Below are 26429 nucleotides of genomic sequence, written 5' to 3' on the forward strand. Positions count from 1 at the left end.
CTCAGGGGGCGCGGAGCACACCGGGCTGCCAGAGCACCGTCACCGGGACCCCGGTGCTGCGTGCGTACGCCACCACGTCGCCTGTCCCGCCGAGGCCGCGGGCCGGATGGCCGTCCCAGACGGCGACCAGCCGGTCGGCGTGGTCCACGATCCAGCGGCCGGCGGCCATGTAGGCCTTCTCGTGGGTCGGTTCGGCCGGAAGTTCGACGCGGCTCGCGCACGCGGTGAGGATCCTGCGGTACGCGGACCGCGCCGCCTCGTCGCCGAGGTGTGCCTCGTAGTCCATGCCGGGGATCACCGCCGTCACCGGCACCCCGCTGTCCAGGGCGATGTCCGCGAACAGCTGGTCGGCGCCGGCCGCGAGGGAACTGAGGGCCTCCAGGCCGGACTCTCCGCCGAGTTGCCTGCGCATCCCCGAGCGCACGACCGGCAGGACCGAGGAGGGGATCACCCGGTGCCCGGTGACACCGATTCGAGTGACGGGGCCGGCCACGGATCTCTCCCCTCGGCGTCGCTGGTCCCACTTTAGCGCCGGGACACGCGCGTTCGCAGGGGCGGCCGGCCGGCATCTCCTGCGAGGCGTCCAGCCTTGGCGGCAACGCAAGATGTCCGACTCCGGCTCGAACGGGCCGAACACCACACCTGGCCCGAACCCACCCTCACCGGCACCCGAGCAGTCCGCGTCCAGCGACCCCGACCCGCAACCGCGTAAGACAAGGCATCGGCCCATCGGCCCTAAGCGGGGTCCAGGTCGGTGAACAGCAGATGGTGGTCCGAGTACGGGGTGGGTTGCACACGGTGCTTGAGCGGGACGATGCCTCGCAGGAAGACGTAGTCGAACTTGCTGTACCAGTCGGTGGTCGGCTCGCAGGAGTCGACGGGTGAGGGACGGCACTGGGGATCTGTGTCGGTGGCCAGTGCCCACATCGACGTGAGTTCGGGAGCGTCCGGCACCGCGTTGAAGTCGCCGAGAACGATTGCGCGGTCGTACCGGGCGACGGCCGCGGCGAGTACGCCGGTCTGGTCCGCTCGGACCGCTTCTTGACGTCGTTGGGCGAGGTGGGTGTTGAAGACCCGGACGGGCCTGCCGCCCACCATGGTGGTGACTGCCATGTAGCCACGGTCTTCGGATCCGCCGTCGGGGTATTCCACGTTGACGCGGTCCGTCATCGGTGCCGCCGAGAGGATCGCCTGGCCGAAGGCTCCCGGACTCCACGGCGCTCCCCCACAGCGGCCCCAATTCCGCAGAACCGTCCCGTACTCGACGTGGTAGACCAGCCCGTACAGGTTCTCCAGATAGCCGCGGATCCTCTTGACGTCACGCACGCACACTTCTTGCAGGCCGATGACCTCGGGCGCATACGTGGCGATCTCCGCTGCCCGGTCGACGTTGCTTTTCTCGCAGGGGTTGCAGACGTTCCACGTCATGACCCGGTTCGCTACGACATCCCCGACGGCGTCGGCGGGCAGTGACCTGCCGAAGAGGGCACTGCTTGGTGCACTGGGGCCGACGAGCACCATGCAGGCCAAGGTCATGGCGCCCGCGAGCAACCGCATACCCCTTCCCAGCACATCGCCTCCTCAGTGCGGATATCCATGGCATCCGACGTCGCCATGCACGAGATTACGGGAAGGGATTGTCAGCAACACATGCCGCTCCTCCCTCACCACTTGGCCCCCCGGGGGCGGGAACTGGGCGGGCAGGCCGGTCAGTTGGCTGACGGGCACGCCGTGGCGGCAGGTCCCGCGCCGCCGTCGGCGGTGATGAATGTCGATCCGATCCCACTCGGGCCCTGCCGGCCGGACGACCGGCAGGCGCGGTCGACTGGCTCGAGGTCCGGTCCGAGACCCTGGAGCCTTTCCCTCCCCTGTTCGGCACCGGCACCGGCACCGGCACGGGGCCGGCCCTTGTCGCCCGCAGCCAGGGGACCCGCCCGGGTTCTGCTGATCGTCGGCGGACAGAACCACCAGGCGCGCTGGATACAGGTCCCCGACACCGCCCGGCAGTGGTGCGACGACCGCCTGAAGGCCGTATCCGAGTGGCCGCCGCCGCGCATCGACCCCCGCGGGACGGGTACGCGGTGCCAGGAGACCCGGAAAGGCTCACTCCCGCGCCGAGAGGAGTGGCAGCCGCGATGCAGTTCCGTGACCGAAGGCAGGCCGGACGGCAACTGGCCGAACAGCTGCGGATCCGGCAGGAGAAGGGCGCCCTCCCCGACCCCATGGTGCTCGCCCTCCCCCGGGGCGGTGTCGCCGTGGCCCAAGAGGTTGCCCGGGAGCTGGACGCCCCGCTCGACGTGCTCGTCGTACGCAAGATCGGAGCCCCGTTCCAGGAAGAGCTCGGCGTGGGCGCGATCGCCGGGGACGACGAGCCGCTGTTCGACGAGAACACGCTGGACAGCCTGGGCCTCAGCCAGTCCGTCCTGGCCGAGACGGTCGAACGGGAGCGTGCCGAGCTCCACCGCCGCGAACAGCTCTACCGCCAGGGCCGTCCCGCCCCCGACCTGCGGGGACGTACCGTGATCGTCGTCGACGACGGGCTGGCGACCGGCGCCACCGCCCGCGCCGCGGTGCGCTCCGTGCGGCGGCAGGCGCCCGAGCGGATCGTGCTGGCCGTGCCGGTCTGCTCACGGGAGGCGTCGGACCTGTTGCGCGCCGAGGCCGACGAGGTGGTGTGTCTGCACCATCCGGCCTCTTTCATGGCCGTCGGCCTCTGGTACGAGCACTTCGGCCAGCTCTCCGACCAGGACGTGCTCGCCGCGCTGCGCTCGGATGCCGAGCCGTGAATCAGTCGGACGCCCCGACCCCGGCCCGTCGGGTCGAGGTCGATGACTTCGGCTCCGCGGTGCGGGCTCCGTCCCACCCTGCGCCGCCGAATTGTGCCGCGTTCTGGCCCGGCCGGTGCCGGCTGGGCTGAAGGGCTGCTGGCGCGGCGGACACTCACACGTCTGCGGTCACCGTGGACGACCGGCCACGCCTGCGGTCACCGTGGACGACCGGACGTACGGGCCACTGCGCCGACGATCTCCGCAGAGTCGAGCAGCGCGTCCGTGTCGCACACCGTGCGGCGCCTGCTCGACCGCGGTGCGCGCACGCTCGCAGGGCCGGCCGCCACCGGTGGCCCGGCAGCCGGCCGGGTGCGGCGAACTTTCAGGCCCGGGCGTCCCGCCCTGTCATCTCGTCGGCCGACGTCGAGTGGCGCCAGCCGTGCGTCCGCCACCGGTGGTGGCCGCGATGCGTGGTGCCATGATGCGTCGTCCCGCTGGCCGCCACGGCCAGGCCGAGACAGAAGATGAGCGCCAGCGCGAGGCCCGAGCAGAAGATCTCGAGGGAGTTCATGGTGGCGATGTGGTTGCCGAGCACCGACACGTTGTACTCGGGACCCCCGGACAGGTTGTCGGCGATCACCAGGCCGGTGAAAGCGGCAGTGGCCGCGAGGAGGAGCAGTCCGATGAAACGCATCCGAGTCATCTCCTCGAAAGAGGTTTCCACGACTTCGGGTACCCGCGCCCCGGCAGGCCATACGATGCCTGGCCGTTCCTTCCCGACTGGGCGGCCATGTGAGATCGTCCACCGTCAGAAACGGCTCGCCCACCGCGGTCGCGGGATGCCCGGGTGCGCGCCATGAACGTTCCGCCGCAGGTGGGAGTGGTCGCAGTAGCGGGGGTACGACGCTGTGAGCCGGCCCCCGCGCTGTCGTGTACGCAAGGGCCGGCCCGGACGCCGTCCGGCCACCGGTCAACCCGTCGGACGGCCGCGCGTGTCAGGGGCGCCGCACGGCGGGTTCAACCAGTACGCGTCCATGCCGCGGACGGGGCGGCGAATGGGCGGCCTCGCCCGTGCCGGAGCCGTGTGCCAGGGCTGCGTGCGAACACCGGCTACTGCGCTGCCCCGGCGGCACAGGCACGAGAGACTCAGCCGCCGCTCTTGCGCCGGAACGACCGCTTGCTCGCGGCCGAGCCGTGCGCGCTGCGGATCTTCGACGCATCCGCGTGCGCGGCGCCTTCCACCTGCTCCTCCCGCTTGCGTGCGAGAGCCTCACGGAACTTGGCCTTGAGGTCGTAGTTGCCCTCCTCGTCGGGCGTGAGAGAAGAGTGCTCGGCGTCAGCCGGCTGGGAACCTTCGAGCGATGACGACTCGCCAGTCATGATGACCTCCTGGGATCAGACGTGGATGCACAGCGTGTCACGCCCAGGCCCGGACCCGACACCATGGCCGTCGACGGCGGGGTGCGATGGCTCACGGCTTGTTTCCTCATCCTGTCGGCACAGCCAAGGGCGCCCACTCCCCCGCGGGTGAGGGGCCTGGTGGCGAGGTGCACGGCCGGTCGGTTTCCCACGACGACGCCAGGGCGCGCCTCAGGACCAGGTCGGGCGCTCCGGCTCCCCGCCGTCGGCCTCGTACACCTTCGTCCAGGTCGCGCCGCACCGGCAGCGCGAGTGCTCGATCAGTTCCCCTTTTTCCGACACGCTCAGGCCCTGGCTGAGTCGCACATGCACATGATCGGCCATAAGGAGCTGCTTTCCTTGACGTCCCCACTCGGCCTCATCATGGAGGTTTGCCGCTTTCACCGGCAATGCCGCCGCTCACACACGAGCGTCCAGGTGGACCGAGGTGCTCGGCCCGCTCTTCCTTGGCGGCACTGCGCCGCGGGCTCGGACGCCGGCGGTCGCAGGTGCCGAGGGCGGCCTCGTGGAGGCTGAAGGGTCACGGACACGGATCTCGATGAGGCGCACAGCGGCCGGTGCGTCGGCGGTGTGCAGGAGCCCTCACCGTCACCGTCCCGTGACCAGGCGTACCGGTCAGGGCCGAAGCCGGTCGAAGCGGAACGGTGTCAGGGGCTCGGGCCGGTGGCCGGTGAGGATGTAGTCGGCGAGTCGGTGCCCGGTGGCCGGCCCCAGCGTGACGCCGAGCATGCCGTGGCCGGTGGCCGCGAAGGCGTTGTCGTGCTCGGGGACGCGGTCGATCACCGGGAGTCCGTCGGGGAGGAAGGGCCGTCCGCCGACCCAGGGGTCCCTGATCAGGCTGACCAGGTCGTCCGGATCGTCGAACCAGCGGCCCAGGTAGTGCCGGCTGGCCAGGGCGACGGCGACGATGCGGCGCCAGTCGAGGCGGTTGTTGTTGCCGCTCAGCTCCATCGTGCCGCCGATCCGCGTCGTCCCGGCGATCGGTGAGGCGACGGCCCTGCGCTCGCCGAAGTACAGCGTGTGGCGGGGCGCCGGATCCAGGTCCACCGAGAAGCTGTAGCCCTTGCCCGCCTGCAGGGGCAGCGGCTTTCCCAGAGAACGCAGCAGAGCGGGGGAACGCATACCGGCCGCGATGACGACGGCCCCGCAGGGGATCTCGCCCTGCGCCGTACGCAGCGCGGTGACCTGGCCGCCGCTGGACCTGAAGCCGGTGGCCTCCGCGTCCTCGTGGACCTTGACCCCGAGCGCGCTCAGCGCCTCCCCGAGCGCCCGGGCGAACGCCTCGGGGTCGACCACACCCTCTCCCTCGACGAGGTAGGCGGCGCGTACCCGGGGCGAGAGCGCCTGGTCCAGCAGGTGCGCCTCGGGGCCGGTGGTGACGTCGGCGGGCATCGGGTAGCGGCCGTCCGCCATCTCCCGCTGGATCGCGAGGTGGTGACGGGCCTCGGACTCCGACAGGAAGGCGTGCACCATGCCCGGCCGGGTCAGCGTCGTGTCGATTCCGGCCTCGCGCAGGCCGTCGAAGAGGTCAAAGGTGTCGCGGTTCAGCTCGGCGATGGCCGCGTACCCGCGCCGGAAGGCGGCCGGGGTGCTGCTGCGCCAGAACCGCCACAGCCACCTTACGAACGCGGGATCCGGCAGGGGGCGCAGATACAGCGGGGAGTCCGGGCGTCCCAGCGAGCGCAGGGCGTAGCGTACGACTCCCGGGGACGGGACGGGGGTTGAGTGGCTGAGGCAGACCCATCCGGCGTTGCCCCGGGACGCCCCGGAGCCCAGGGCGCGCCGCTCGACGACCTCCACCCGGACACCGGCCGCGGCGAGGTAGTACGCGGTGCAGAGCCCCACCACGCCGCCCCCGACGACCACGACGGGGCCCGCACGGTCGTCGAACACCTGCGTCATGACGCGGATCCGTACGAGGCGAGGAATTCCCGGGTGCGGGCCTGGCCGGGAGTGTCGAGGACGTCCTCGGGCCGCCCCTCCTCCACGATCCGGCCGCCGTCGACGAAGACGACGTGGTCGGACACCTCGCGGGCGAAGGGCAGTTCGTGGGTGACCAGCAGCATGGTCATGCCGTCCGCGGCCAGTTCCCGCATCACGCTCAGTACCTCGCGGGTGGCCTCCGGGTCCAGGGAGGAGGTGGGTTCGTCGAAGAGCAGCACGGCCGGCTTGAGGGCGAGGGCCCGCGCGATGGCGACGCGCTGCTGCTCGCCGCCGGAGAGCTGCTCGGGCTGGGCGAGGCCGCGGTGGGCCACTCCGACCCGGCGCAGCAGCGCGACGGCCCGCTCCAGCGCCTCCGCCTCGGGAACGCCTGCCGTGCGCTGTGCCAGGACGACGTTCTCGACGGCGGTGAGATGCGGGAACAGGTGGAAGCGCTGGAAGACCATCCCGACGGTGCGGCGCAGCCCGGGCAGATCGCTGCAGACCAGCCGGCCGCCGCTGTGCACCACCTGGCCGGCGACCTCGACCGTGCCCTCGTCCGGGCGCTCCAGCAGGTTGACGCAGCGCATCAGGGTCGTCTTCCCGCCGCCGCTCTGCCCGATGACGCTCACGATGCGGCCGCGGCCGACCTCGAGGTGGACGTCGTCGAGGACCAGCCGGCCGTCGAAGGACTTGCTCAGTCCCTCGATCCGTACGACGGGCTCGGCGGGCACCGGTGCGGGCGTCGCGGTGCCGGTGTCCTGGTGCGGCTGCTGGGGGGTCGTCGCTGTGGTGAGGGGCTCGGTCATACCGCCGCCTCCTTCCGGTCGGTGCGGTGGGCGTCCCCGCGGACGGTGCCGATGTCGGCGGCGAGCAGGACACGTGCTGCCCGCATCCGGCGCCGGCGCCACGGGGACAGCGGTACGCCGGCTCGTACCCTGCGCTCCAGCAGCAGGAGGAACTGGGAGAGCGGGTAGCACAGGGCGAAGTAGATGGCCGAGATGACCAGGTACACCTCCAGGGCACGGAAGGTGGCCGAGGTGATGAGCCGCCCCTCGGACATCAGCTCGGCGGCGGAGACGGTGACGAGCAACGAGGTGGATTTGAGGAGGTCGACCAGCATGGTGTTGGTGCCGGGCAGTGCCTGCCGCAGGGCCTGGGGCAGGATGATGTGCCCGAAGATGCCCACCTTGCCCAGGCCCAGCGCCTCGCCCGCTTCCGTCTGCCCGGCGTGCACCCCGCTGATCGCGGCGCGGAAGATCTCGGACAGGTAGGCGGCGTAGAAGACGACCAGGCTGAGGCAGCCGGCCGTGAACACGTCCAGCCGGATCCCGGCCGAGGCGAGGCCGAAGTAGCTCAGGAAGATGATCGCCAGGAGCGGGACGTTCTTGAACACCTCGGTGTAGACGGCGGCGACGGCACGCGCCGGCCACGCCCTGCTCAGCCTGAGCAGGGCCACGGCCAGCCCGAGCAGCACCGCGCCGGCGAAGCTCACGGCTGTGTAGGAGACGGTGCGCCACAGCGCGTCGAGCAGATCGGGCCGGTAGTCGGACCAGGGGACCTGGAAGAGCGAGGACATGGGTGTCATTCCCTTCACTGCGCCGCGACGGACGGCGGCGTCCAGTCCTGGGGCCGGTCCACGCCGCGGCGGGCGGTGGCGACATCGGCGGAGGGCTTGAGGAACTGCTGGGGGTCACCGCCGTACTTGGTGACGAGCTTCGCCATCTCGCCGTTCGCGTACATGGCGTCGATCTGCGCGGAGACGGCCTTCTCCAGCGCGGTGGCCTTCTTGGGCAGGTAGAAGCCGGTCTGGTACGGCTGGAAGTAGGCGTAGGCGGGTTTCGCCTTGACCTGCGCGGCGGTCGGCGGCGTCAGATACTCCGTCCTGATCTTCAGCTCCGGCCGTTCCTTCTGCGCCGCGATGATGATCAGCGGGTCGAGGAACCCGACGTCGGCCCGCCCGGCGCCCAGGTCGTCGAACACCCCGTTGGCGTCCGGGTAGGCGTGCAGCGTGGCACCGGGCACGGACTGGATCGACTTGACCCACACGTATCCCTCGACCGTGCCCAGGTCCAGGCCCTTGAGGTCGTCGACCGTCTTGTACGTCTTCCCGGAGCGGACGGCCATCGCCGGGGGCGAGTAGTAGGGAGGATCGGTGAACAGTCCCTGCTTCTGCCGTTCGGCGGTCCAGGCGACTCCGCCGACGGTGATGTCCACCCGGCGTGACTGCACCCCGGCGAGCATGCCGGCGAAGTCCGTCACCTGGGGCTTGACCGTCAGGCCCAGCTTCTTGGCCGCGTAGTTGAGGATGTCGCCGTCAAGTCCGACGATCTTGCCGCCTTGGACACTGGTGTAGGGCGCGTACGGCTGGACGGCCACCTTGATCACGCCGGGCGTGAGCGTGCCCAGCGCGGCGGTCTTCGCGGAGACGTTCTTCGGGGCGTCGTCACCGCCCGAGCCGCAGGCGGCGGCCGTCGGCATCAGGAGAATCACTGACAAAGCAGCAACAAGCGAACGCACACGGGGCATCGGTTCGGGCCTTCCGTAACGTGTAACGGCGGAGCGCATCGGCGCCGGCGAGACCCGCCGTTACACCGCGCTGTGCCCCCGGCGGGGAGAGTGACAGGGCCCAAACGCTAGGGACCGGCCCGCCGTACGTCACCGGTCACTTCGTACGAACTTATGGCTGAAATCACTCGCTCTGCTGTACGGTGCGTCCATCCCCGGCCCGCCCACGGTCCCTCCCGGATCCGCCCTCGGCCGTTTCCGGATGGCCCCCGCGGCGGGAGGAACCTACGTGCTCAGTCCCTCACTCGCGCAGGAGATCGCCGGGGACACCTCCGCGGTCATCGGCTTCAACGTGCTGATCACCGACGCGGAAGGCATGGTCATCGGCAGCGGTGACAGCAGCCGGGTCGGTACCTTCCACGAGGCGTCCGTCGAGGTCATCCGGACCAAGGAGCCCGCCACGCACAGCGCGTCGCAGGCTCATCGACTCCAGGGAGTGCGCCCCGGCGTCACCCTGCCGCTGGTCACCGACGGGCAGGCGGTCGGCACGGTCGGCATCACCGGAACCCCCGCCCAGGTACGCCGCTTCGGGCTGCTGGTCAAACGCCAGACGGAAATCCTGCTGAGGGAATCCGTCATGCTGCGCTCCCGCCTGCTCGGCGAGCGGGCGGCCGAGAAACTCCTCACCGACATCGCCTCCTACGACCCTCACGTCGTCGAAGGGGACGTGCTGATGTTCCGGGCGGCAGAACTCGGCTTCGACCTCCGCCTCCCCCGGGTCGCGGTGGCGTTCGAGGTGACCGTCCCGCCCGGCACCGGCACCCGCCGCCAGGCCGCGGGTCCCGCCCCCCGCGACATGGCGCTGGCCCGCTCGGAACTGCTGCGCACGATCCGCGATGTCTTCGCCGACCCCCAGGACATCGTGGCCGGCACCGCGCCCGGATTCATCGGCGTCCTGCACCGGCTCCCGGCCCGCGGCCCGGCCGCTTCCCCGGCCGAGAGCTGCCGGCGCCTCATCGACGTGATCGCCGTCCAGGACGGCCTGTACGCCCGCGCGGGAATCGGTGAGCCGGCCGTGTCCGTCGCCGGACTGCACGCCTCCTACCAGGACGCCTGCGACGCGCTGCGCCTGGGAGTCCGCCTGACCAGCGGCACGCCCGTCCACCTGATCACCGACCTGCGCGTCCCGCAGGTCCTGGCCGCACTCGGCCAGCCCGCCCGCACCCGCCTCTTGGCAGGCTGCGCCGCGGACCTGCGCACCCAGCCGGACTGGCCGGTGCTGCGCGACACCATCACCGCCTGGTGCGAGAGCGGCTTCAACCTCGTACGGGCGTCCGCCGCCCTGCACATCCACCGCAACACCGTCGTCTACCGCATGGGCAAGATCGAGCAGGTGACCCGCCGCCCCCTGCGCGACCACCGCTTCGCCATGGCCCTCTACCTCGCCTGCCTGGCCGACCAACTGGGCAGCGGTTTCGCCCCGGTGGCGGAGTGACCCGGCCTTTCACCGGCCTGCGGTCGAGGCCGGGCCGCGCCGGTTCCTCAAGGCGGGGCGGTCTCCTCCGGGACCGCGGCCGGTTGCCGCCGCCAGCGCCGCACTTGAGGCCGTCTCAGACCGTCGCGCCCGCCCCGGCCCGGTCCTCAGGCGGGCGTCGCCCGGGCGTGGTGACCGCGTCGGCCGTTTCCTCCGTCGTGGGCACCACCGCGCCCGCGGCGGCATCGAACGCGTGGGTCACCTCTGGAGCGGTGCCCTTCACCAGCAGGCGGCGGGCCCGCTCCTCGTAACGCCGGTCCGTGCCCGTGAGCCGACTGTGATGCTGGGCGAGATGCTCCGACCATGAGGCGACCAGGTAGTTCTCGACGAACCGCTCCGGATCGTTGCCGTCCTGGTAGAGCCCCCAGGTGAGGGCTCCCGTGCGCTGACGTGACCGGCCCACGTGATTCATGGAGTCGGTGAAGGCGGCCCAGTTCCCGGAGTCGACCCGGTAGACCACGGAGACCAGCACGGGGCCGTCAGCCGGCCCGGGCTCGAACACCAGGGGCGGAACGGGCCAGTGGTCGGACAGGGTCGGGTCGATCCCGTCCGTGCCGTGCAGCGGCCAGCGGCGCACGCTCAGCGCGCCGGCCAGGAGCAGCCCGCTGCCGGCCAGGAGGGCGACGGTCAGCCCGAAGCCGTCGGCCAGCGCACCCCACAGGGGTGCCGTCAGTGCCTGCCCGCCCTGGAAGACCAGGAGATAGGCGGCCAGTCCCCGGGCCCTGACCCAGCCGGGCAGCCGTGGGCGCGGGCGGGGCCGCGTACCGCGCGGCGAGCCGCCGCACCCACCGGAACCGCTGGGGTGGCCAGGACGTGGGCACTGCCGGGGTTCCGCTTCCTCCCTGCCGTCCCCGGGCCTCGCCCGTCGGTCCACGGCTGATCGACGCGGGCGATCACCTTGGGCACCACCCCGCCAGCGAAACGCTTGCGTTTCGCTTACTCGGGACGTAAGCTCATCAGTACGAAACAGTTTCGTTTCATATGTTCGTAACCTGATCTACGACTGGAGTACGTCCCCATGGCTCAGACAGCCGCATCGCCGGAAACGGTGCCGCTCGGGAAAAGCGGCCCGCAGGCCGATGAGGCCGGGCCCCGCCATCGGTGGTGGATTCTCGCCGTCATCGGGCTCGCCCAGCTGATGGTCGTGCTGGACGCGACCATCGTGAACATCGCCCTGCCGTCCGCCCAGGCCGACCTCGGCTTCTCTGACGGCAACCGGACCTGGATCGTCACCGCCTACTCGCTCGCCTTCGGCAGCCTGCTGCTGCTCGGCGGCCGGATAGCCGACCTCTTCGGCCGCAAGCCCGCCTTCCTGATCGGCGTGAGCGGTTTCGCGGCCGCCTCGGCCGTGGCCGGCGCCGCCGTCAACTTCGAGATGCTGGTCGCGGGCCGCGCCCTCCAGGGCCTGTTCGGCGCGCTGCTCGCCCCCGCCGCGCTCTCCCTGCTGACGACCACCTTCACCGACCCCAGGGAACGCGCCAAGGCGTTCGGCATCTTCGGCGCCATCGCCGGCTCCGGCGCGGCCGTCGGCCTGCTGCTCGGCGGTGTTCTCACCGAGTATCTGAACTGGCGCTGGACCCTCTACGTCAACCTCTTCCTCGCGGCGTTCGCGATCGTCGGCGGCTCGATGCTGCTCCAGCGCGCGGCCCGTGACCGCACCTCCGAGCTGGACATCCCCGGCACCGCCCTGGTCACCACCGGCCTCTTCAGCATCGTCTACGGCTTCTCCAACGCCGAGTCCCACGACTGGAGTTCACCGCTGTCCTGGGGCTTCCTCGCCGCCGGCGCCGTACTGCTGACGGCCTTCACCTGGTGGCAGACCAAGGCCTCGCACCCGCTGCTGCCGCTGCGTGTGCTCCTGGACCGCAACCGTGGCGCCTCCTTCACCGCCATGCTGATCTCCAGCGCCGGAATGTTCGGCGTGTTCCTGTTCCTCACCTACTACCTGCAGCTCAGCCTCGGCTTCTCCGCCGTCCGGACGGGCCTGGCCTTCCTGCCGATGGTCGGCGCCCTCATGGTGAGCGCCACCCTGTCCACCAGCTTCCTGATACCTCGCATCGGGCCGAAGATCGTGGTTCCGCTCGGCGCGGTCCTCGGGGCCGTCGGCATGGTCTGGCTGACCGGCCTCGGCCTGGACAGCACGTACGCGGCCAACGTCCTGCCGCCGCTGCTGGTCACCGGCCTCGGCATCGGCCTGATCATGGCCCCTGCCATGAGCCTCGCCACCAGCGGCGTGGCCACGGACGACGCCGGAGTCGCCTCGGCCTCCGTCAACACCATGCAGCAGATCGGCGGCTCCATCGGCACGGCGCTGCTCAACACCCTCGCCGCCAGCGCCGCCACCTCCTACCTGGTCGGCAAGGACCCCGCCAACAAGCTCAACCAGGCTCACGCCGCACTGGAGTCCTACTCCACCGCCTACTGGTGGTCGGCCGGCTTCTTCGCGGCCGGCGCACTGATCACGGCGCTGCTCTACCGGCGCGGTGTTCCGGCGGCCGACGCGGACGCCGCTCCCACAGTCCACATGTAAGCGGCATGTGGTGGCCCGGGCCCACCTGTGGGGACGGGGCGGGTACGGGTAACGGGCCCGGTGCTTTCGAGCACCGGGCCCGTGAACTTGTTCCGTCGGCCGATCAGACGCGGGGACCTGCGCGCCCCGCCGCCGTCAGACGGCTGCCCAGCCGTCGTCGACGGGGAGGACGGCGCCGTTCACGAAGGAGGCGGCGTCGGATGCCAGATAGACGATGGCGTCGGCCTGCTCCTCCGCCGAACCCATGCGGCCGATGTTGGCTCCGATCAGCGGGCTGATGACCGTGGGACCGTGGGCTTCCTGACCGGCGTCCACGCGGATGTTGGTCGCGGTGGGGCCGGGGGCGACGGCGTTGGCGCGGATGCCCTGCCCCCGGTACATGACGGCGAGGTTCTTCACCAGGCCGACGATTCCGTGTTTGGAGGCGGTGTAGGCGGCGCCCGCCGAGCCGCCGCGCAGGCCTGCCTCGGAGGCGGTGAAGACGATCGAACCGCGCCCGGCGGCCAGCATGTGCGGCAGGACGGCGCGGGTCAGCAGGAACGGCGCCGTCAGATTGACCCGGATGACCCGCTCCCACTCGGCGTCGTCCGTCTCGCCGAGCGCGGACATACGGTCCATGATCCCGGCGTTGTTCACCAGGACGTCCACGCGTCCGAAGGCCTCGACGGCCCGCTCGACGACGCTGTCCACGACCCGCTGGTCGCTCAGGTCCCCGACGACCGCGACGGCGGCTCCCCCGGCGGCGCCGATCTCCTTGACGGTCTCCTCGGCGCCCGCCCGGTCCAGGTCCGCGACCAGAATCTTCGCGCCTTCCCGCGCGAACTTCACGGCCGTGGCCCTGCCGATGCCGGACGCGGCGCCGGTGACGACGACACCGCGCCCCTCAAGACCTGTCCCGCCCATGTGACGCACCTTCTCTCTGTGGACTGCCTGCCGTCTCTGTGTGAACCCGATCGCCGCGCGGTCACGTCTTCAACTGCCACACGCTTCCTTCCCCGTTGGCCGACAGGAAGAGGGAACCGTCCGGGGCGACGGCGAGGCCGGCGAACGGAGGCGGCGAGCCGGGCCTGCCATGGGTGAACAGCGCGGGTTCGGTGCGGGGTGCGGTGCCCGGGGGCAGTCCGACCGGCAGGTGCTCGGCATCGACCCGGCTCTCTCCGGTGGTCAGCGAGACGGCCCACAGCCGTCGGTGCTCGACGTCCACCGTGAACAGTTCGTCACCGCGGACTGCCAGTCCCTGCGGTGCGCCGAGCCCGTCCGCGACGACCTCCGACGTCCCGTCCTCCCCGATCCGGAGCACTGCCCCGAGCCGGTCGTCGCTCACATAGCAGCGCCCCGCGGTGTCGAGGGCCACGTCCATGGGATGGTCGAGCCCTTCGGTGACCACGGTGACGGTGTCGCTGTCGTCGATGGCCACGACCCGGCCGGCGCCCGCCTCGGCGACGACCAGCGACCCGTCCGGCCCCACGGTGATGCCGACGGGCTGGTCGAGTCCGGTCGCTCGTTCCCGCGTGGTCCCCAGGTCCGAGTCATAGGTGTGGACATCGCCGTACTGGGAGGTGATGTGCACGAACCGGCCCGCGTGCGCGAGCCCGTGCGCGAACGGCGGCAACAGGTTGAGGGTCGTGAGGTCGCCCGGGCCGCCCATGTCGTCCATACCGAACTCGTCGGAGGGTTCCGTGGTCGTCAGCCGGTAGTGGTCGGCCACGTACACGGTGCCGCCGAGGTCGACCGTGACGCCGTAGGGGCCGTCCAGGCCCCGGGGGACGACCTCGCGCGTACGGCCGTCGGGGTGCAGTTCGGTGATGCCGCCGCTGGCGTAGCTGGAGACGAACATGCGGTTGTCCGCGTCGAAGGCCGCGTTGTCCAGGCCGGCCAGGCCGCTGGTGACGAGCGTGCGCGAGCCGCTGCCGTGCAGGTCGATCCGGGTCACGATGCCTTCCGCACCCCGGGACAGGACATGCAGGACTCCGCCCTGGTCGAAGCGGACCGCGACCGGCTCGTGCACGTCCTCGGCGACCACCTCGGGCAAGCCGCCGTCCGGCGGGATGCGCCACACCTGGCCGGTCATCATGTGCGGGTAGTACAACCGGCCGTCCGGGCCGAGCTGCATGGCGTTGCCGAGTGCGAGTCCCTCGGTGAGCACCACGGCCTCGCCACCGTCCGGGAACAGTTCCAGCAGTCGGCCGCCCGGCCGCATCTCGTTGACGAAGAGACGGTCGCCGACGCAGGTGATGCCGTTGGGCACCTTCACGTCGGCCGAGAGCAGGGAGTACTCGCCGTCAAGGGTGCGCCGCCACACCCGGCCGGGGACCAGGTCGGCGATGTACATCGAACCGTCCGCGCCGAAGGCGAGGTCGTCGGGCGACTGCACCGGACCGTCCATCGGCACCACGACGTCGACGTCCCCGGTTGTGAGGTCGACGGCGCTGATCTGCCCGGCGAGGAACTGGGCGACGTACAGCCGCCCGTCCGGACCGAAGGCGACACCGTTGGAACCCCACAGCCGACTGGGCGGGTTGAGGCGCCTGGCCTGCCCGTTCGTGCTCACGGCGGGCCGGCTGCCGGATTCGTCGAACCGGCTGGGATACGAGGTCCTCACGCCTGCTCCGCTTCCACCAGCACCTCGTCCATGCCGCCGTCCGCCCGCCAGCGCCTGAGCAGATCGTGGAAGACGACCGGGCCGTCGGCGTACGCCACCCTCTCCCTCGGCATGCCCTCGTTGTTGTAGTAACCCGGGGTGCACTCCGCCTGGAACGCGTGCAGATCGGGTGCGTTCTCGCGGAGGACGGCCAGCCACCCGTCCTGCGCCTCGGGGGTCGGTTCCACATACCGGGCCCGGCGCTCGCGGGCCGCGGCGACGATCTCGGCGACGTGCTGGGCCTGTTCGTCGAGGACATGGACGAAGTTCACGGCGGACGCGTTCTGCAGCGGTCCGAGCTGGAAGAGGTTGGGGAAGCCATGGGTGTAGAAGCCGTGGAGGGTCCTCGGGCCCTCGGCCCAGGCGTCGAAGAGATGGACGCCTCCCCTGCCGTACACCGGGAGCTGTCCGGAGAGGATCCCGGAGACCCCGGTCTCGAAACCGGTCGCGAAGATGACGCAGTCCACCTCGTACTCGGTGTCGCCGACCACGACGGCATTCTCCGTCATCCGCTCCACGCCGTGGGTGTCGGCCGTGTCGACGAGGGTGACATTGGGACGGTTGAAGGTCTGCAGGTAGGTGTCGCTGAATGTGGGCCGCTTGCACATGTAGCGGTACCAGGGCTTGAGCTTCTCCGCTGTGGCCGGGTCCTCGACGATGCGTTCCACGCGGGCGCGGATCTCGTTCATCTTCTGGAAGTCGGCGAGTTCGTAGGCGCGTTCGCGTTCCTCGGCCGGCACGTCGGCGTGGGCGTTGGTGGGGATGAGCTTCTCCTGGAGCCGGGCGCTGCTGGTCCAGGAGTCGTTCACCAGGTCCTGGTCCGTACGGGCTCCGGTGACAACTTTGAGGAAGTTGTCCATACGGTGCCGCTGCCAGCCCGGTTTCAGGGAGCCGGCCCACTGCGGGTCCGTGGGGCGGTTGTCGCGGACGTCGACGGAGGAGGGTGTGCGCTGGAAAACGTACAGGTGCCTGGCGTCGGCGCCGAGGTGCGGCACGACCTGGATGGCGGTGGCGCCGGTGCCGATCAGGGCGACGCGCTTGTCGGCGAGCCCGGTCAGATGGCCGTTCGCGTCGCCGCCGGTGTAGGCGTAGTCCCAGCGGCTGGAGTGGAACGTGTGGCCCTTGAAGGTCTCGATGCCGGGGATGCCGGGGAGTTTCGCCTGGCTGAGGGTTCCGGTGGAGACGACCACATAGCGGGCCCGGATGCGGTCGCCGCGGTCGGTGGCGACGAGCCACTCCGACTCGGCCTCGTCCCAGCGCAGTTCGCTCACGCCGGTCTGGAAGCACGCGTCGTCGTAGAGACCGAAGTGACGGGCGATGGCCCGGGCGTGCTGCCGGATCTCCTCCCCCGGCGCGTAGCGCCACTTCGGGACGTAACCGACCTCTTCCAGCAGCGGCATGTAGATGTACGACTCGATGTCGCAGTGGATGCCCGGGTACCGGTTCCAGTACCAGGTGCCGCCGAAGTCCCCGCCCTTGTCGATCACCCGGATCGACTCCACGCCGGCCTGGCGCAGCCGGGCCGCGGCGAGCAGACCGCCGAAGCCACCGCCGACGATCAACGCCTCCACACGGTCGTGCAGGGGCTCGCGGGTGAACTCCGGGTCGGCGTGGGGGTCTTCGGCGTAGTAGCCGAACTCGCCGCCAACGCCGCGGTATTGGGCGTTGCCGTCGGGACGGATACGGCGGTCGCGCTCGGCGCGGTAGCGGGCGCGTAAGGCCTCGAGATCGAACCCGGGGTCCGGCGCGTGGGTCGGGCTGGAGGAGGTGTGGGGGATGGACATCGGTGTCCTCTTCCTCTCTGTGCTCCATCGGGCTGCACTGGTGCGGGGGCCTCACGGCAACACCGGTGCGGTAGGCGCCCCGTCGGTGACCGCGTCGTCGCGAGCATCGAAAATCTATCACCCAAAAACTTTGGCGACCAGGGTGATCGCACCACGGCACCGCCCGCCGTCACAGCACCTGTGAATCGACGGCCGAGGGTCGGCCCCACCACCCGGCACCGCACCACGCGGCACCCGGCACCCGGCACCCGGCACCGCACACACGGTGGGGAGCGCCGCCCGCGGCGACTTGGTCGAAGTGTCCGATACCTCAGTCGGTCGGCTTCGTCTCCTGCCGGGCCCCGGCCGAAGACGCCAGCACCCGTGTGAACGTCTCGGCGATCGCGGCGATGTCCACCGTGGGGTCGTGCATCCACTGCATCTGCAAGCCGTCCATCACCGCCAGGACCGCCCTGGCCAGATGGTCGGCGGGCTGGTCGGCCCGGATCTCACCGGCCTGCTGCTGTGCCTTGAGGTCCCGCGTGACCTCGGCGGCGAGACCTCGGTAGCGCTCGGCGAAATAGTCGTGCGCGGGACTTTCCGGGTCGGTGGCCGCCGCCGAGAGCGTGACGTAGAGCTTGGCCAGTCCGGGATGTTCGGTCGCGTGCCGGGCGCTTGCCGCCATGCCCTCGACCATGCTCTTGCCCGATGCGGCGGCGCCCGCGATTTCCCTGCCCCTCATGTCCCGTCGTTCCAGCACGGCGAGGAGCAGGTCGTCACGTGTGGGGAAGTAATACGTCAGCGCCGGCTGCGTCACCCCGACCCGGTCGGCGATGTCCTGCAGCGAGGCGCGTTCTCCGTGCTCGTCGATGGCCTCGTAAGCGGCCTGGAGGATCTGTTCCCGTCGCTCCGCGCTTTTGCGGTACGGGCCTCGTGGCTTTCGCTGGTTCGTCACGCGTCAGACCGTACTTCAGGGGTACGGCGCCTCTTGTTGCCGTGCGGACCATGCCTGCTCCGGATTCGCGGAGGCCGACGGCCTGCCCCCCGTGTGGGACGGGGGGGCAGGCCGTGGTGGATGGCACGGGTGACTGCTTTCCGCGCCGAGCCGACAGCAGCGGCCGCCGCGCTCAGGTGAGGTCTGCCACCGGTACGGCGGCGATGGAAGTGGACCGGTCGGTGGTGCGCTGTGGTCGCCAGGTGGTGCTGGTACCGGTCGCCAGAGTGGTCACGCCGCCGTCGGGCCAGATGATCCGCGCTTTCGTCCCGGGGGCACCGTCGTGTACACCTCGATGCCGGATGCGTGCAGCTCCCACCGGATGGCGACGCGCCCGTACGGCGACTCGTGGGCCGCGAAGGCCCAGGTGACCCCGCCGCCCGGCCGTGGACGGAAGACGATGTCGCGGTAGCCGGGTGCGGCGGCGGTCAGCCCGGCGGCCGTGGTGTGCAGCCACTGGGCGATCGCGCCGAGTGCGTAGTGGCTGAAGGAGGTCATCTCGCCCGGGTTGACGGTGCCGTCCGGGAGCATGCTGTCCCAGCGTTCCCAGACGGTGGTGGCGTCGTGCTTCAGCGCGTACAGCCAGGAGGGGCACTCCTGCTGGAGAAGCAGGGAGTAAGCGGTGTCGACGTGGTCGGTGGAGCTCAGCGCGGGCGCCACGAGCGGCGTGCCGATGAAACCCGTCTGGATGGTGTGCCCGCCTGCCGCGACCAGTTCTGCCAGGCGGTCTCCCGCGGCGGTCCGGGCCGCCGGGCCGGGAAGCAGGCCGAACTGGAGGGCGACGGCGTACGCGGTCTGGGTGTCGCTGGTCATCAGGCGGGAGGGGAGCACGTAGGCGTCGATGAACGCCTGGCGTACCCGATGCGCGAGTTCCTCGTAGGTGTGCCGGTCCTCGTCGAACCCGAGGACGCCCGCGATCCACGCCGTGTGCCGCGCGGACCAGGCGTAGTAGGCGGTGGCGATGAGGTGGCGGTCGGTGCGGCCGGCGCCGGGGTCGTCCGGGGGTGCCGAGGGGTTGGGAACTGCTGCCGGTGTACTCAGTAGGAGTGACTTCTGGTGAGCGTGAGCGAGCGCTCGGGCATCGTGCGGCGGCTGGATGCGGTTGGTTCGGGAGGGTCTCCTCCGGACTGTGGGGTGTGTTGTGGCCCTTCGCTCTCGGGAGGGAACGGGAGTTCCCGGGTCGAATGGGTGACCTTTGCTGAGGCTGCTCGTTGACTGCCGTGACGGAGTCCTTCGGCCGGGCGGGGGGTGATGGGGTGGGCGGGTTGCGGGAGTTGGCGGCGCCGTTTGGTGCCCGGTCCGGCCGGGGTTGCGGTGCGGGACCGGCTGCGGTTGAGCGAGGCGGATACGGCGGTCCTCACCGAGGTCGGCGTGTTCCTGGGGTCGCTGGCAGCGGGTGATCTCGCCGTGCGGTCCCGGCAGGGGCGGGCGCCTGATGCGGCTTCCTGGGCGGTGCGCAAGCGGGAGCTGACGGGGAAGTCGTCGGCGCGGTGGGCGGGCAGCATCACCAAGGCCACCCACGACCAGTGGGCGCTGGCGAGGCGTGGGCAGGCCGCCCACATGGCCTGGCTGCGCGGGCAGATCGCTGCCATGAAGGCGCGGCTGCCCCGGCCGCTGGGTGCCAGAGCCGACAAGCGGGAAGGCCTGGTGCGTGGGTACGGCTCGCGCGGTGAGTGGCATGCCAAGTCCCGCCGCCTGCAGATGTTGAAGGACCGGCTGGCGGTGGTGGAGGCGGACTGGGCGGCGGGCCGGGTGCACGTGGTGCGCGGCGGTAAACGCCTCGCTCGCGCCCGCCACCAGCTTGTGGCGGCCGAACTGCACGAACAGGCGTGGTGGCAGCGGTGGCAGGCGGAGCGGATGTTCATGGCCGCCGACGGGGAAACGGGCAAGCGCTTCGGCAACGAGACGATCCGCGTCACCGACACCGGACAGGTCTCGATCAGGCTCCCGGCGCCGCTGACCGATCTGGCCAACGCACCTCACGGCCGTTATCTGCTGGATGCGACCGTACGGTTTCAGTATCGGGGGCAGGAGTGGCTGGAACGGATCACCGTGAACCGGGCGGTGGCCTACCGCATCCACCACGATGTGGTGCGCGGCCGCTGGTATGTCACCGCGTCCTGGCAGCGCGCCGCCGCCCCCGTCCTGCCGCTCCAGGCGGCGCTGGCCCGGGGGTTGGTGGGCGTGGACATGAACGACGACCACCTCGCCGCCTGGCACCTCGATGTGCACGGCAACCCGGTCGGTGAACCACAACGGTTCTTCTGCCCGTCCTCGAAGGAGAGGTCCGCGTCGGCGGCGTCCGCGGCGGCGTCGGCGGACTCTGCGTACGTCACCGCCACCTCAACGATCTTGCCGACGGCCGCATCCCGCTGCCGGGGCACATCCCGGCAGGGCGATGCGCCCCGGCCACCGCTTGCGCACCAGGGCCGACCGCTCAAGGCTGGACGTGAAGGGTGCACCGGACAGCCCGACGATGCCGTCCGGTCGGCCGCCGTCGCCACTCGTTCCCGAGTGTCACCTTCCTCTCAGGGGCGACGAGGAGGTGCAGTCCCATGGACAATGCGCGGCGAAGGAGGCAGCGGGGGTGGCGGTGGCGGAGCAACCCGTTGCGCCGGCGCACGGACATTCTCGAAGCCTGGATCGTCCTGGCCGTCTGGACGGTCATCGCGCTGGGCGGCGCTCTCGTCGGCCTTGCGACGGCCCACGCGGCCGATGATTCCTTCGCGCTGTTGCGGCGAGAGCGCCACTCGGTTCCAGCCGTCCTCGCGGAGAGCACGTCCGGAGCGATTCCGACGGGGGAAGGACCGGCTTCCGGGCAGGTCCGGGCGAAAGTCCGCTGGTCGGCGTCGGACGGTGCGATCCGTACCGGCCGGGCCATGGTGGACTCCGGCCGCAGCGCCGGATCGAAGGTCGTGATCTGGATGAACAGCAAGGGGCAGCTCACCGAAGAGCCGCCGGCCAAGGGTGCGGCGGCCGCCGAAGCGTGCCTGCTCGGCATCGGGGCCGCGCTCGCCTTCGCGGGTCTGACGTTCGCCGCCGGGCGCGTCGCACGGTGGCGCCTCGACCAGAGGCGTTACGAACAATGGAGCCGTGAGTGGGACACCGTCGAACCGCAATGGGGGCGTAAGGGCACATGACACCGAACGTGATGTCTTCCTTGACGTCGGGCCGGATCATGGCCGGTGGACGCCGGGTACAGACGGAATGTCGCGTTCTGAGGCCGAGGGGTCGAGGGGACCACTGCTGAGGAACCACACCGGACACCGGGACAGCTCGCGGGCGTACCGCCGGCCGAAGCGGCGCGCGGGCTCACGCGCCCTTTCCGAAGGACCGCGGGTTCAGAAGGACCGCGGGTTCAGAAGGACCGCGGGTTCAGAGGAAGCTGAGAACTTGCTGTGCAAGGCTGACCCGCCCCACTGGCCGGCACGGAGAGACCGTGCGAGCACCGGCTCTTCACGGCCCGCCTTCTGGAGGAACACCCGATGAGCCTCACCGTCGTCAACGGTCTGCCCGCGCACGTCCTGGTCGTGCACTTCGTCATCGTGCTCGTCCCCTTGAGCGCACTCGCGGTCGTGATCGGCGCGATATGGCCGAGTGCCGCCCGGCGCATGGGGCTCGTGCTGCCGCTGCTGGCCCTGGTGACGCTGGCGAGCGTGCCCCTGGCCACGCACGCCGGCGAATGGCTGGAGGAGCACGTCGGCAGCAACGCCCTCGTACGCCGGCACGCCGAACTCGGCGACGGGTTGCTCCCCTGGGCCGCGGGCCTGTTCCTGCTGGCGACGGCGGTCTGGTGGACGGCCCGGAGGTCGGCCGTCGCACAGGCCGCCTCAGGGGACCGGTCCCGGTCCGCCTCGTCCCGGACCGCGACGGTCGTCCGCGTGGCGGCGGCGGTGCTGTCCGTCGGGGTGGCCGCGGGCGCCGTAGTGGACGTGTACCGGATCGGCGACTCCGGGGCGAAGGCCGCCTGGCAGGGCAGCTTCTCCAAGACCGCCACGGGCGACGGGGGTGACAACGGCTGACTCGGTCCGCTCGGTCGGTGGAGCGGAAAGAGCGCGGCCATGAGAGAAGCCTGCCCGGTCACACAGAAGCAGAGCGCGGAGGTCGCAGGGCTACTGAACCTGCGATTGCTCAGGCACGTGCACGTGCTCGGTGTCGCACTCGTCCACGGACTCCGGAGGTGGTGGTTTCCGGTCGGCGATCGCCTCGCGAAGGCGGCGTTGCGCGGCGGCGGACGCGCCCGCCGTCAGGAGTGCCTCGGTCACCGCCCCCACCACCGGTGGTACGTCGAGCACGCGGGGCCGGGCCAGCGGGGCCTCGACGGCCAGCCGTGCGTGGATGTGGTCCCGGAGCAGCACCTGATCGTTCTGCAGAGTTCCCCCGCCGAGCACCACCGGCGTCGGGGTGCGCAGGAGGCGAAGCCGGCGCAGCAGCGCGGTCACCATGGTGACGATCTCGTCGCCGAGCCGTACCACGATGCCCCGCGCCACGGCGTCGCCGCTCGCGGCGGTCGCGAAGACCAGGGGTGCCAGGCCGTGGAGGGCCGGAACCGGTATCTCGCCGCTGCTGACGGCCAGCGCGACGGATTCGACGCTGGCCAGGCCGAAGTGGGCAGGAAGATCCTGCCTGAGCCGGGTCGCCGGGCCCCGTCCGTCGCCCGCGCGGACCGCGGCCCCCAGTCCGGCCCGGGCCACGGCGAGCCCGCCGCCCCAGTCCCCCGTGATGTCGCCGAGGGAGAGGAAGCGGGCCGAGCGGCCCCCCGGATGGACTGCGGCCGCGTTGATGCCGGCGCCGGACACCACCGCGACCCCCCAGCCGTCCGGCGCCCCGGCCCGCAGCACGGCGAGCGTGTCATTGCGTACGACCGCCCGTTCTGCCACACCGAGCCGGGTCAACTGCCGTAGCGCCGACCGTTCCTGGGCCCGCCGGTCCACATTGGCGAGGAAGTACGCGCCGACCGCGACCGGGGTCGTCTTCGCGATACCCGCCTCCGCCAGTGCGCGCCGGCCGAGGTGGGCGAGCCGTTCGGCCGTGACCTCCATGCCGTCGGTGTGCGGGCGGGTGCCCTCGCCGCGGGCCCAGGCCAGCAACCGTCCCTCGGTGTCCGCGAGGACGAGGTCGGTCTTGGAGTTCCCGCCGTCGACGCCCACCACAAGGTCAGGCATCGACGGCCTCGCTTGCGAAGAACCGGGGAAGATGGCGGCGGTTGGCCTCCAACAGCGCGTCGAGGAGTGCGTCCGCCCGGCCCCATTCGCGTACGAGGGGGTTGGCCACGAGGGCGCGCCGGGCCACCGTCCGGTCCCCGGTCAGGGCCGCCTCGACGGTGAGGGTCTCGTACGCGGTGACCGACTGGACGAGCCCGAGCATCTCCGGCTGCAGCGGAGGTACGGGTTCCGGGTGCGGTCCGGCGGTGTCGACGTGGGCCGGTACCTCGACCACGGCGTCGTCCGGCAGGCCCGCCAGTACGCCGTCGTTGCGCACGTTCACGTAGTGGTGCGCACCGTCGCCGGTGAGCAGGCTGGTCACCAGGGCGGCCGCTGCCTCGCTGTAGTACGCCCCTCCCCTGCGTTCCAGCAGTTCGGGTTTGCGGTCCAGCGCGGGGTCCGTGTAGAGGGTGAGCAACTCCCTCTCGATGGCGATGACTTGGTCAGCCCGGTGGGTCCCGGCCTGCTGGCTGCGGACCTCGTCGTCGGTGCAGTAGAAGTAGTGCAGGTAGTACGAGGGGATGGCACCGAGATCGCGCAGCGCACCGGCCGGGACGCTCACCTGAGCGGCGAGTTCGTGGAGGGCGTCGCCGGTCAGCAGCTCCGGCAGGCGGTCCGCTCCGTCCACGGTGACCGAGCGGATCCAGGACAGGTGGTTGAGGCCCGCGTGGCCGAGCCGTACCCGGTCGGGGTCGGTGCCGAGCCGGGCGGCCAGCTGCCGCTGGAACTTGATCGCCACGTTGCACAGGCCGACGGCCCGGTGGCCGGCGTCCAGCAGTGCGCGGGTGACGATGCCGACCGGGTTGGTGAAGTCGACGATCCACGCGCCGGGCAGGGATCTGCGGCGTACCTCCGCGGCGATGTCGAGCACCACCGGTACCGTGCGCAGCGCCTTCGCGAAGCCGCCGGGCCCGGTGGTCTCCTGGCCGAGCAGCCCGAACTCGTTCGGCAGTGTCTCGTCCACCAGCCGGGCCGCCTGGCCGCCCACGCGCAGCTGGACGAGCACCGCGGCCGCGCCGTCCAGCGCGGAACCGAGGTCCGTCGTGATGGTCAGCCGGCCCCGGTAGTGGTGCCGGTCGAGGATGCGGCGGGACAGGCCGCCGACCACGGCCAGGCGTTCGGCGTCGATGTCGTGCAGGACGAGTTCGTCGACCGGCAGCAGTTGGGCACGCCGGGCGAAGCCCTCGACCAGTTCGGGTGTGTACGTACTGCCACCGCCGACAACGGTGATCTTCACTCGTGCTCCCAAGGCTGTGGGTGTGGGGGGCGCTGCGGGTGTGCGGGGTGTCAGCCCTTGACGCCGGTCAGCGCGATGCCCTCGACGAAGACCTTCTGTGCCAGGAAGAACAGCACCAGGACGGGCAGCAGGAACATCAGCGAGGCCGCCATCTGCAGCTGGTAGGCGTTCTGGTGCCCGTTCTTGGCGAGCTGGCTGAGGGCCACCGCGAGGGTCTGGCCGGTGTCGCTGTTCCCGGTGTAGAGCAGCGGGTTGTAGAAGTCGTTCCACGCGTACAGGAACGCGAAGAGGCCCACGGCGGCGATGGCCGGCCTGGTCATGGGGACCAGGACCCGCAGGAGGATGCGCAGCTCCCCCGCGCCGTCCATCCTGGCGGCCTCGGTGAACTCGTCGGGGATGGTGAGGAAGAACTGGCGCAGCAGGAAGATGCTGAACGCGTCACCGAAGAACGTGGGGACGATGAGCGGTTTGAGGGTGCCCACCCAGCCGATGTGCGAGTACATCACGTACAGAGGCAGGCTGGTGACCTGGGCGGGGATCATCATCGCGGCGAGTACGACCATGAAGACGGCCTCGCGGCCCCGCCACCGCAGCCGGGCCAGCGCGTAGGCCACCGGCACCGAGGAGACGACGACGCCGATCGTGGACAGCCCGGCGTACAGCATGGTGTTCACCAGGTCGCGGCCGAACGGCATGGCCGAGAAGACCTCCCGGAAGTTGCCGAACTCCCAGGGCGAGGGCCACAGCGAGCCGGTACCGGCCTGGTGCTGGGTCATGAACGCGGTGAGGACGCAGATCGTCAGCGGCAGCAGGAAGCAGAGGGCGACCGCGACGGCGGGCGCGTGCTCGGCCAGCAGGTACAACAGACGCCGCCTGAGCGGTCGTTGACGCCTCGTCAGATCGAGAGTGCTCATCGGCCACCGCCCGCGTGGTGTACGAAGCGGCGCGAGGCGCGGATGAACACCACGGTCGCCGCGAAGATGACCAGGAACAGCAGCCAGGCCATGGCCGAGGCGTATCCGGTCTTGAAGTAGGAGAAGCCCTGCCGGTACAGCTCCGTCGAGTAGAACAGCAGGGAGTTGCCGGGATAGCCGATCAGGTCGTTGCTGGACGACGTGGCGTTGGCCGAGCTGGAGGCGACGAACGCCTCGGTGAAGTACTGGAAGGTGTAGATCATCCCGGTGAGCAGGGCGAAGAAGATGACCGGGGAGATCGCCGGCAGGGTGATGCTCCGGAACTTCTGCAGGGCGTTCGCGCCGTCGAGTTCGGCGGCCTCGTACAACTCGCGTGGTACGTCGAGCATGGCGGCGGAGAAGATGACCATCACGTTGCCGCTGGCCCACAGCGCCATCATGACGAGGCTGGGTTTGGACCAGGCGGGGTCGGCGAACCATCCCGGGCCGCTCAGGCCCACCAGGTCCAGCAGCCGGTTGAGCGGTCCGACCGGGTTGAGCAGCACGATGAAGGACAGGGCGGCGGCCACCACCGGCACCATGGACGGCAGGAAGAACAGGGTGCGGTACACGGCCCTGCCGCGCTTGACGCGGATGATCACCCAGGCGGTGAGCATGGCCCAGCCGGTGCGCAGCGGCACCATGACGACGACCATCCACACGGTGTTCCGCACGGCCACCCAGAAGGTGTCGGACTGGCTGAACAGGGCGCGGTAGTTGCGCAGTCCGACGAACTGGACGGGCCGGTACGAGCCGGCCTGGAAGTCGGTGAGCGAGTAGTACAGCGTGGCGGTCACCGGGTACAGCACGAAGACGGCGAACCCGATGACGAACGGGGACAGGAAGCCGAGCACGACCCACCAGCGGGCCCTGCTCGGACGGCGCCGGGAACCCCGGGCGGGGCGCGCACGCGTCCCGCCCGGGGCGTCGCCGACGGGGGCGACCACGGTCGTCATCG

24 protein-coding genes and 1 pseudogene are annotated in these 26429 nt (G+C 70.9%); 6 read left to right on the forward strand and 19 right to left on the reverse strand.

Annotation, left to right across the window (positions count from 1 at the left end; translation table 11 throughout):
• Position 1: 1 nt before the first annotated feature.
• Together ACIBK3_RS15755 and ACIBK3_RS15760 are read right to left on the reverse strand one after the other, a co-directional pair.
• On the reverse strand, positions 2–493 hold the full coding sequence (locus ACIBK3_RS15755) for a hypothetical protein (protein ID WP_399365861.1): 492 nt from the start codon (positions 491–493) through the stop codon (positions 2–4).
• Positions 494–735: 242 nt separating this feature from the next.
• Positions 736–1557 carry an endonuclease/exonuclease/phosphatase family protein gene (locus tag ACIBK3_RS15760; RefSeq protein ID WP_399366815.1) on the reverse strand — a complete coding sequence of 274 codons (822 nt, stop codon included), beginning with the start codon at positions 1555–1557 and terminating at the stop codon, positions 736–738.
• Between the two features lie 578 nt (positions 1558–2135).
• Between ACIBK3_RS15760 and ACIBK3_RS15765 the strand changes: the two genes are divergently transcribed.
• Positions 2136–2786 carry a phosphoribosyltransferase gene (locus ACIBK3_RS15765; protein WP_399365863.1) on the forward strand — a complete coding sequence of 217 codons (651 nt, stop codon included), beginning with the start codon at positions 2136–2138 and terminating at the stop codon, positions 2784–2786.
• Between the two features lie 364 nt (positions 2787–3150).
• On the opposite strand, the gene ACIBK3_RS15770 is transcribed toward ACIBK3_RS15765, so the two are convergent.
• The 7 genes from ACIBK3_RS15770 to ACIBK3_RS15800 form a co-directional block, all read right to left on the reverse strand.
• Positions 3151–3462: a hypothetical protein gene (locus ACIBK3_RS15770; protein WP_399365865.1), complete on the reverse strand. Its 312-nt coding sequence runs from the start codon at positions 3460–3462 to the stop codon at positions 3151–3153.
• Positions 3463–3914: 452 nt separating this feature from the next.
• Positions 3915–4148 (reverse strand): DUF5302 domain-containing protein, encoded by a 234-nt coding sequence (locus ACIBK3_RS15775; protein ID WP_399365867.1) that lies wholly within the window; start codon positions 4146–4148, stop codon positions 3915–3917.
• A gap of 210 nt (positions 4149–4358) precedes the next feature.
• Positions 4359–4511: a hypothetical protein gene (locus ACIBK3_RS15780; RefSeq protein WP_399365869.1), complete on the reverse strand. Its 153-nt coding sequence runs from the start codon at positions 4509–4511 to the stop codon at positions 4359–4361.
• Between the two features lie 291 nt (positions 4512–4802).
• Positions 4803–6089: an NAD(P)/FAD-dependent oxidoreductase gene (locus tag ACIBK3_RS15785; RefSeq protein WP_399365870.1), complete on the reverse strand. Its 1287-nt coding sequence runs from the start codon at positions 6087–6089 to the stop codon at positions 4803–4805.
• A complete protein-coding gene (locus ACIBK3_RS15790) occupies positions 6086–6916 on the reverse strand; it encodes an amino acid ABC transporter ATP-binding protein (protein WP_399365872.1) in 831 nt (276 codons plus the stop codon). The genes ACIBK3_RS15785 and ACIBK3_RS15790 overlap by 4 nt, the downstream gene beginning before the upstream one ends.
• On the reverse strand, positions 6913–7686 hold the full coding sequence (locus ACIBK3_RS15795; protein WP_399365874.1) for an amino acid ABC transporter permease: 774 nt from the start codon (positions 7684–7686) through the stop codon (positions 6913–6915). Before ACIBK3_RS15795 ends, ACIBK3_RS15790 begins: the two co-directional genes overlap by 4 nt.
• 14 nt (positions 7687–7700) lie before the next feature.
• Positions 7701–8588, reverse strand: a complete 888-nt coding sequence (locus ACIBK3_RS15800; protein WP_399365876.1) for a substrate-binding periplasmic protein — start codon at positions 8586–8588, stop codon at positions 7701–7703.
• A 316-nt stretch (positions 8589–8904) separates the two neighbouring features.
• Here ACIBK3_RS15800 and ACIBK3_RS15805 point away from each other — a divergent pair, with 316 nt between their 5' ends.
• Positions 8905–10110, forward strand: a complete 1206-nt coding sequence (locus tag ACIBK3_RS15805; protein WP_399365878.1) for a CdaR family transcriptional regulator — start codon at positions 8905–8907, stop codon at positions 10108–10110.
• Between the two features lie 115 nt (positions 10111–10225).
• On the opposite strand, the gene ACIBK3_RS15810 is transcribed toward ACIBK3_RS15805, so the two are convergent.
• Positions 10226–11023 carry an MFS transporter gene (locus ACIBK3_RS15810; RefSeq protein WP_399365880.1) on the reverse strand — a complete coding sequence of 266 codons (798 nt, stop codon included), beginning with the start codon at positions 11021–11023 and terminating at the stop codon, positions 10226–10228.
• A gap of 144 nt (positions 11024–11167) precedes the next feature.
• Here ACIBK3_RS15810 and ACIBK3_RS15815 point away from each other — a divergent pair, with 144 nt between their 5' ends.
• Entirely contained in the window at positions 11168–12679 is a 1512-nt protein-coding gene (locus ACIBK3_RS15815; protein ID WP_399365882.1) for an MFS transporter, read from the forward strand.
• 135 nt (positions 12680–12814) lie between these two features.
• Here the strand turns inward: ACIBK3_RS15815 and ACIBK3_RS15820 are convergent, their stop codons facing one another.
• The 5 genes from ACIBK3_RS15820 to ACIBK3_RS15840 form a co-directional block, all read right to left on the reverse strand.
• Positions 12815–13582, reverse strand: a complete 768-nt coding sequence (locus tag ACIBK3_RS15820) for an SDR family NAD(P)-dependent oxidoreductase (RefSeq protein ID WP_399365884.1) — start codon at positions 13580–13582, stop codon at positions 12815–12817.
• Positions 13583–13643: 61 nt separating this feature from the next.
• The gene (locus ACIBK3_RS15825) at positions 13644–15281 is read right to left on the reverse strand and encodes an SMP-30/gluconolactonase/LRE family protein (RefSeq protein WP_399365886.1); all 1638 of its coding nucleotides are present in this window, start codon (positions 15279–15281) and stop codon (positions 13644–13646) included.
• Positions 15278–17104, reverse strand: coding sequence for a flavin-containing monooxygenase (locus ACIBK3_RS15830; protein ID WP_399365887.1), 1827 nt, complete (start codon positions 17102–17104; stop codon positions 15278–15280). Before ACIBK3_RS15830 ends, ACIBK3_RS15825 begins: the two co-directional genes overlap by 4 nt.
• Before the next feature lie 310 nt (positions 17105–17414).
• On the reverse strand, positions 17415–18038 hold the full coding sequence (locus ACIBK3_RS15835) for a TetR/AcrR family transcriptional regulator (protein WP_399365888.1): 624 nt from the start codon (positions 18036–18038) through the stop codon (positions 17415–17417).
• A gap of 270 nt (positions 18039–18308) precedes the next feature.
• A complete protein-coding gene (locus tag ACIBK3_RS15840; protein WP_399366817.1) occupies positions 18309–19175 on the reverse strand; it encodes an alpha-L-rhamnosidase C-terminal domain-containing protein in 867 nt (288 codons plus the stop codon).
• Positions 19176–19333: 158 nt separating this feature from the next.
• Here ACIBK3_RS15840 and ACIBK3_RS15845 point away from each other — a divergent pair.
• From ACIBK3_RS15845 to ACIBK3_RS15855, 3 genes and pseudogenes are all read left to right on the forward strand, one after another.
• Positions 19334–20342 (forward strand): annotated as a pseudogene (locus ACIBK3_RS15845) (IS200/IS605 family accessory protein TnpB-related protein); the annotation flags it as partial.
• Between the two features lie 290 nt (positions 20343–20632).
• A complete protein-coding gene (locus tag ACIBK3_RS15850; protein ID WP_399365890.1) occupies positions 20633–21217 on the forward strand; it encodes a hypothetical protein in 585 nt (194 codons plus the stop codon).
• A gap of 345 nt (positions 21218–21562) precedes the next feature.
• Entirely contained in the window at positions 21563–22099 is a 537-nt protein-coding gene (locus ACIBK3_RS15855; protein WP_399365892.1) for a DUF2231 domain-containing protein, read from the forward strand.
• A gap of 90 nt (positions 22100–22189) precedes the next feature.
• Here the strand turns inward: ACIBK3_RS15855 and ACIBK3_RS15860 are convergent, their stop codons facing one another.
• Genes ACIBK3_RS15860 through ACIBK3_RS15875 form a run of 4 tightly spaced genes read right to left on the reverse strand, consistent with a single transcriptional unit; the run spans position 22190 to position 26427 of the window.
• The gene (locus ACIBK3_RS15860) at positions 22190–23242 is read right to left on the reverse strand and encodes an N-acetylglucosamine kinase (RefSeq protein WP_399365894.1); all 1053 of its coding nucleotides are present in this window, start codon (positions 23240–23242) and stop codon (positions 22190–22192) included.
• Positions 23235–24518 (reverse strand): 6-phospho-beta-glucosidase, encoded by a 1284-nt coding sequence (locus ACIBK3_RS15865; RefSeq protein WP_399365896.1) that lies wholly within the window; start codon positions 24516–24518, stop codon positions 23235–23237. Before ACIBK3_RS15865 ends, ACIBK3_RS15860 begins: the two co-directional genes overlap by 8 nt.
• Before the next feature lie 50 nt (positions 24519–24568).
• Positions 24569–25432: a carbohydrate ABC transporter permease gene (locus ACIBK3_RS15870; protein ID WP_399365898.1), complete on the reverse strand. Its 864-nt coding sequence runs from the start codon at positions 25430–25432 to the stop codon at positions 24569–24571.
• Positions 25429–26427, reverse strand: coding sequence for a carbohydrate ABC transporter permease (locus tag ACIBK3_RS15875; RefSeq protein ID WP_399366819.1), 999 nt, complete (start codon positions 26425–26427; stop codon positions 25429–25431). Before ACIBK3_RS15875 ends, ACIBK3_RS15870 begins: the two co-directional genes overlap by 4 nt.
• Positions 26428–26429: the final 2 nt, after the last annotated feature.

Origin of the sequence: Streptomyces sp. NPDC050287 (assembly GCF_044459385.1) — a bacterium.
Classification (GTDB): domain Bacteria; phylum Actinomycetota; class Actinomycetes; order Streptomycetales; family Streptomycetaceae; genus Streptomyces.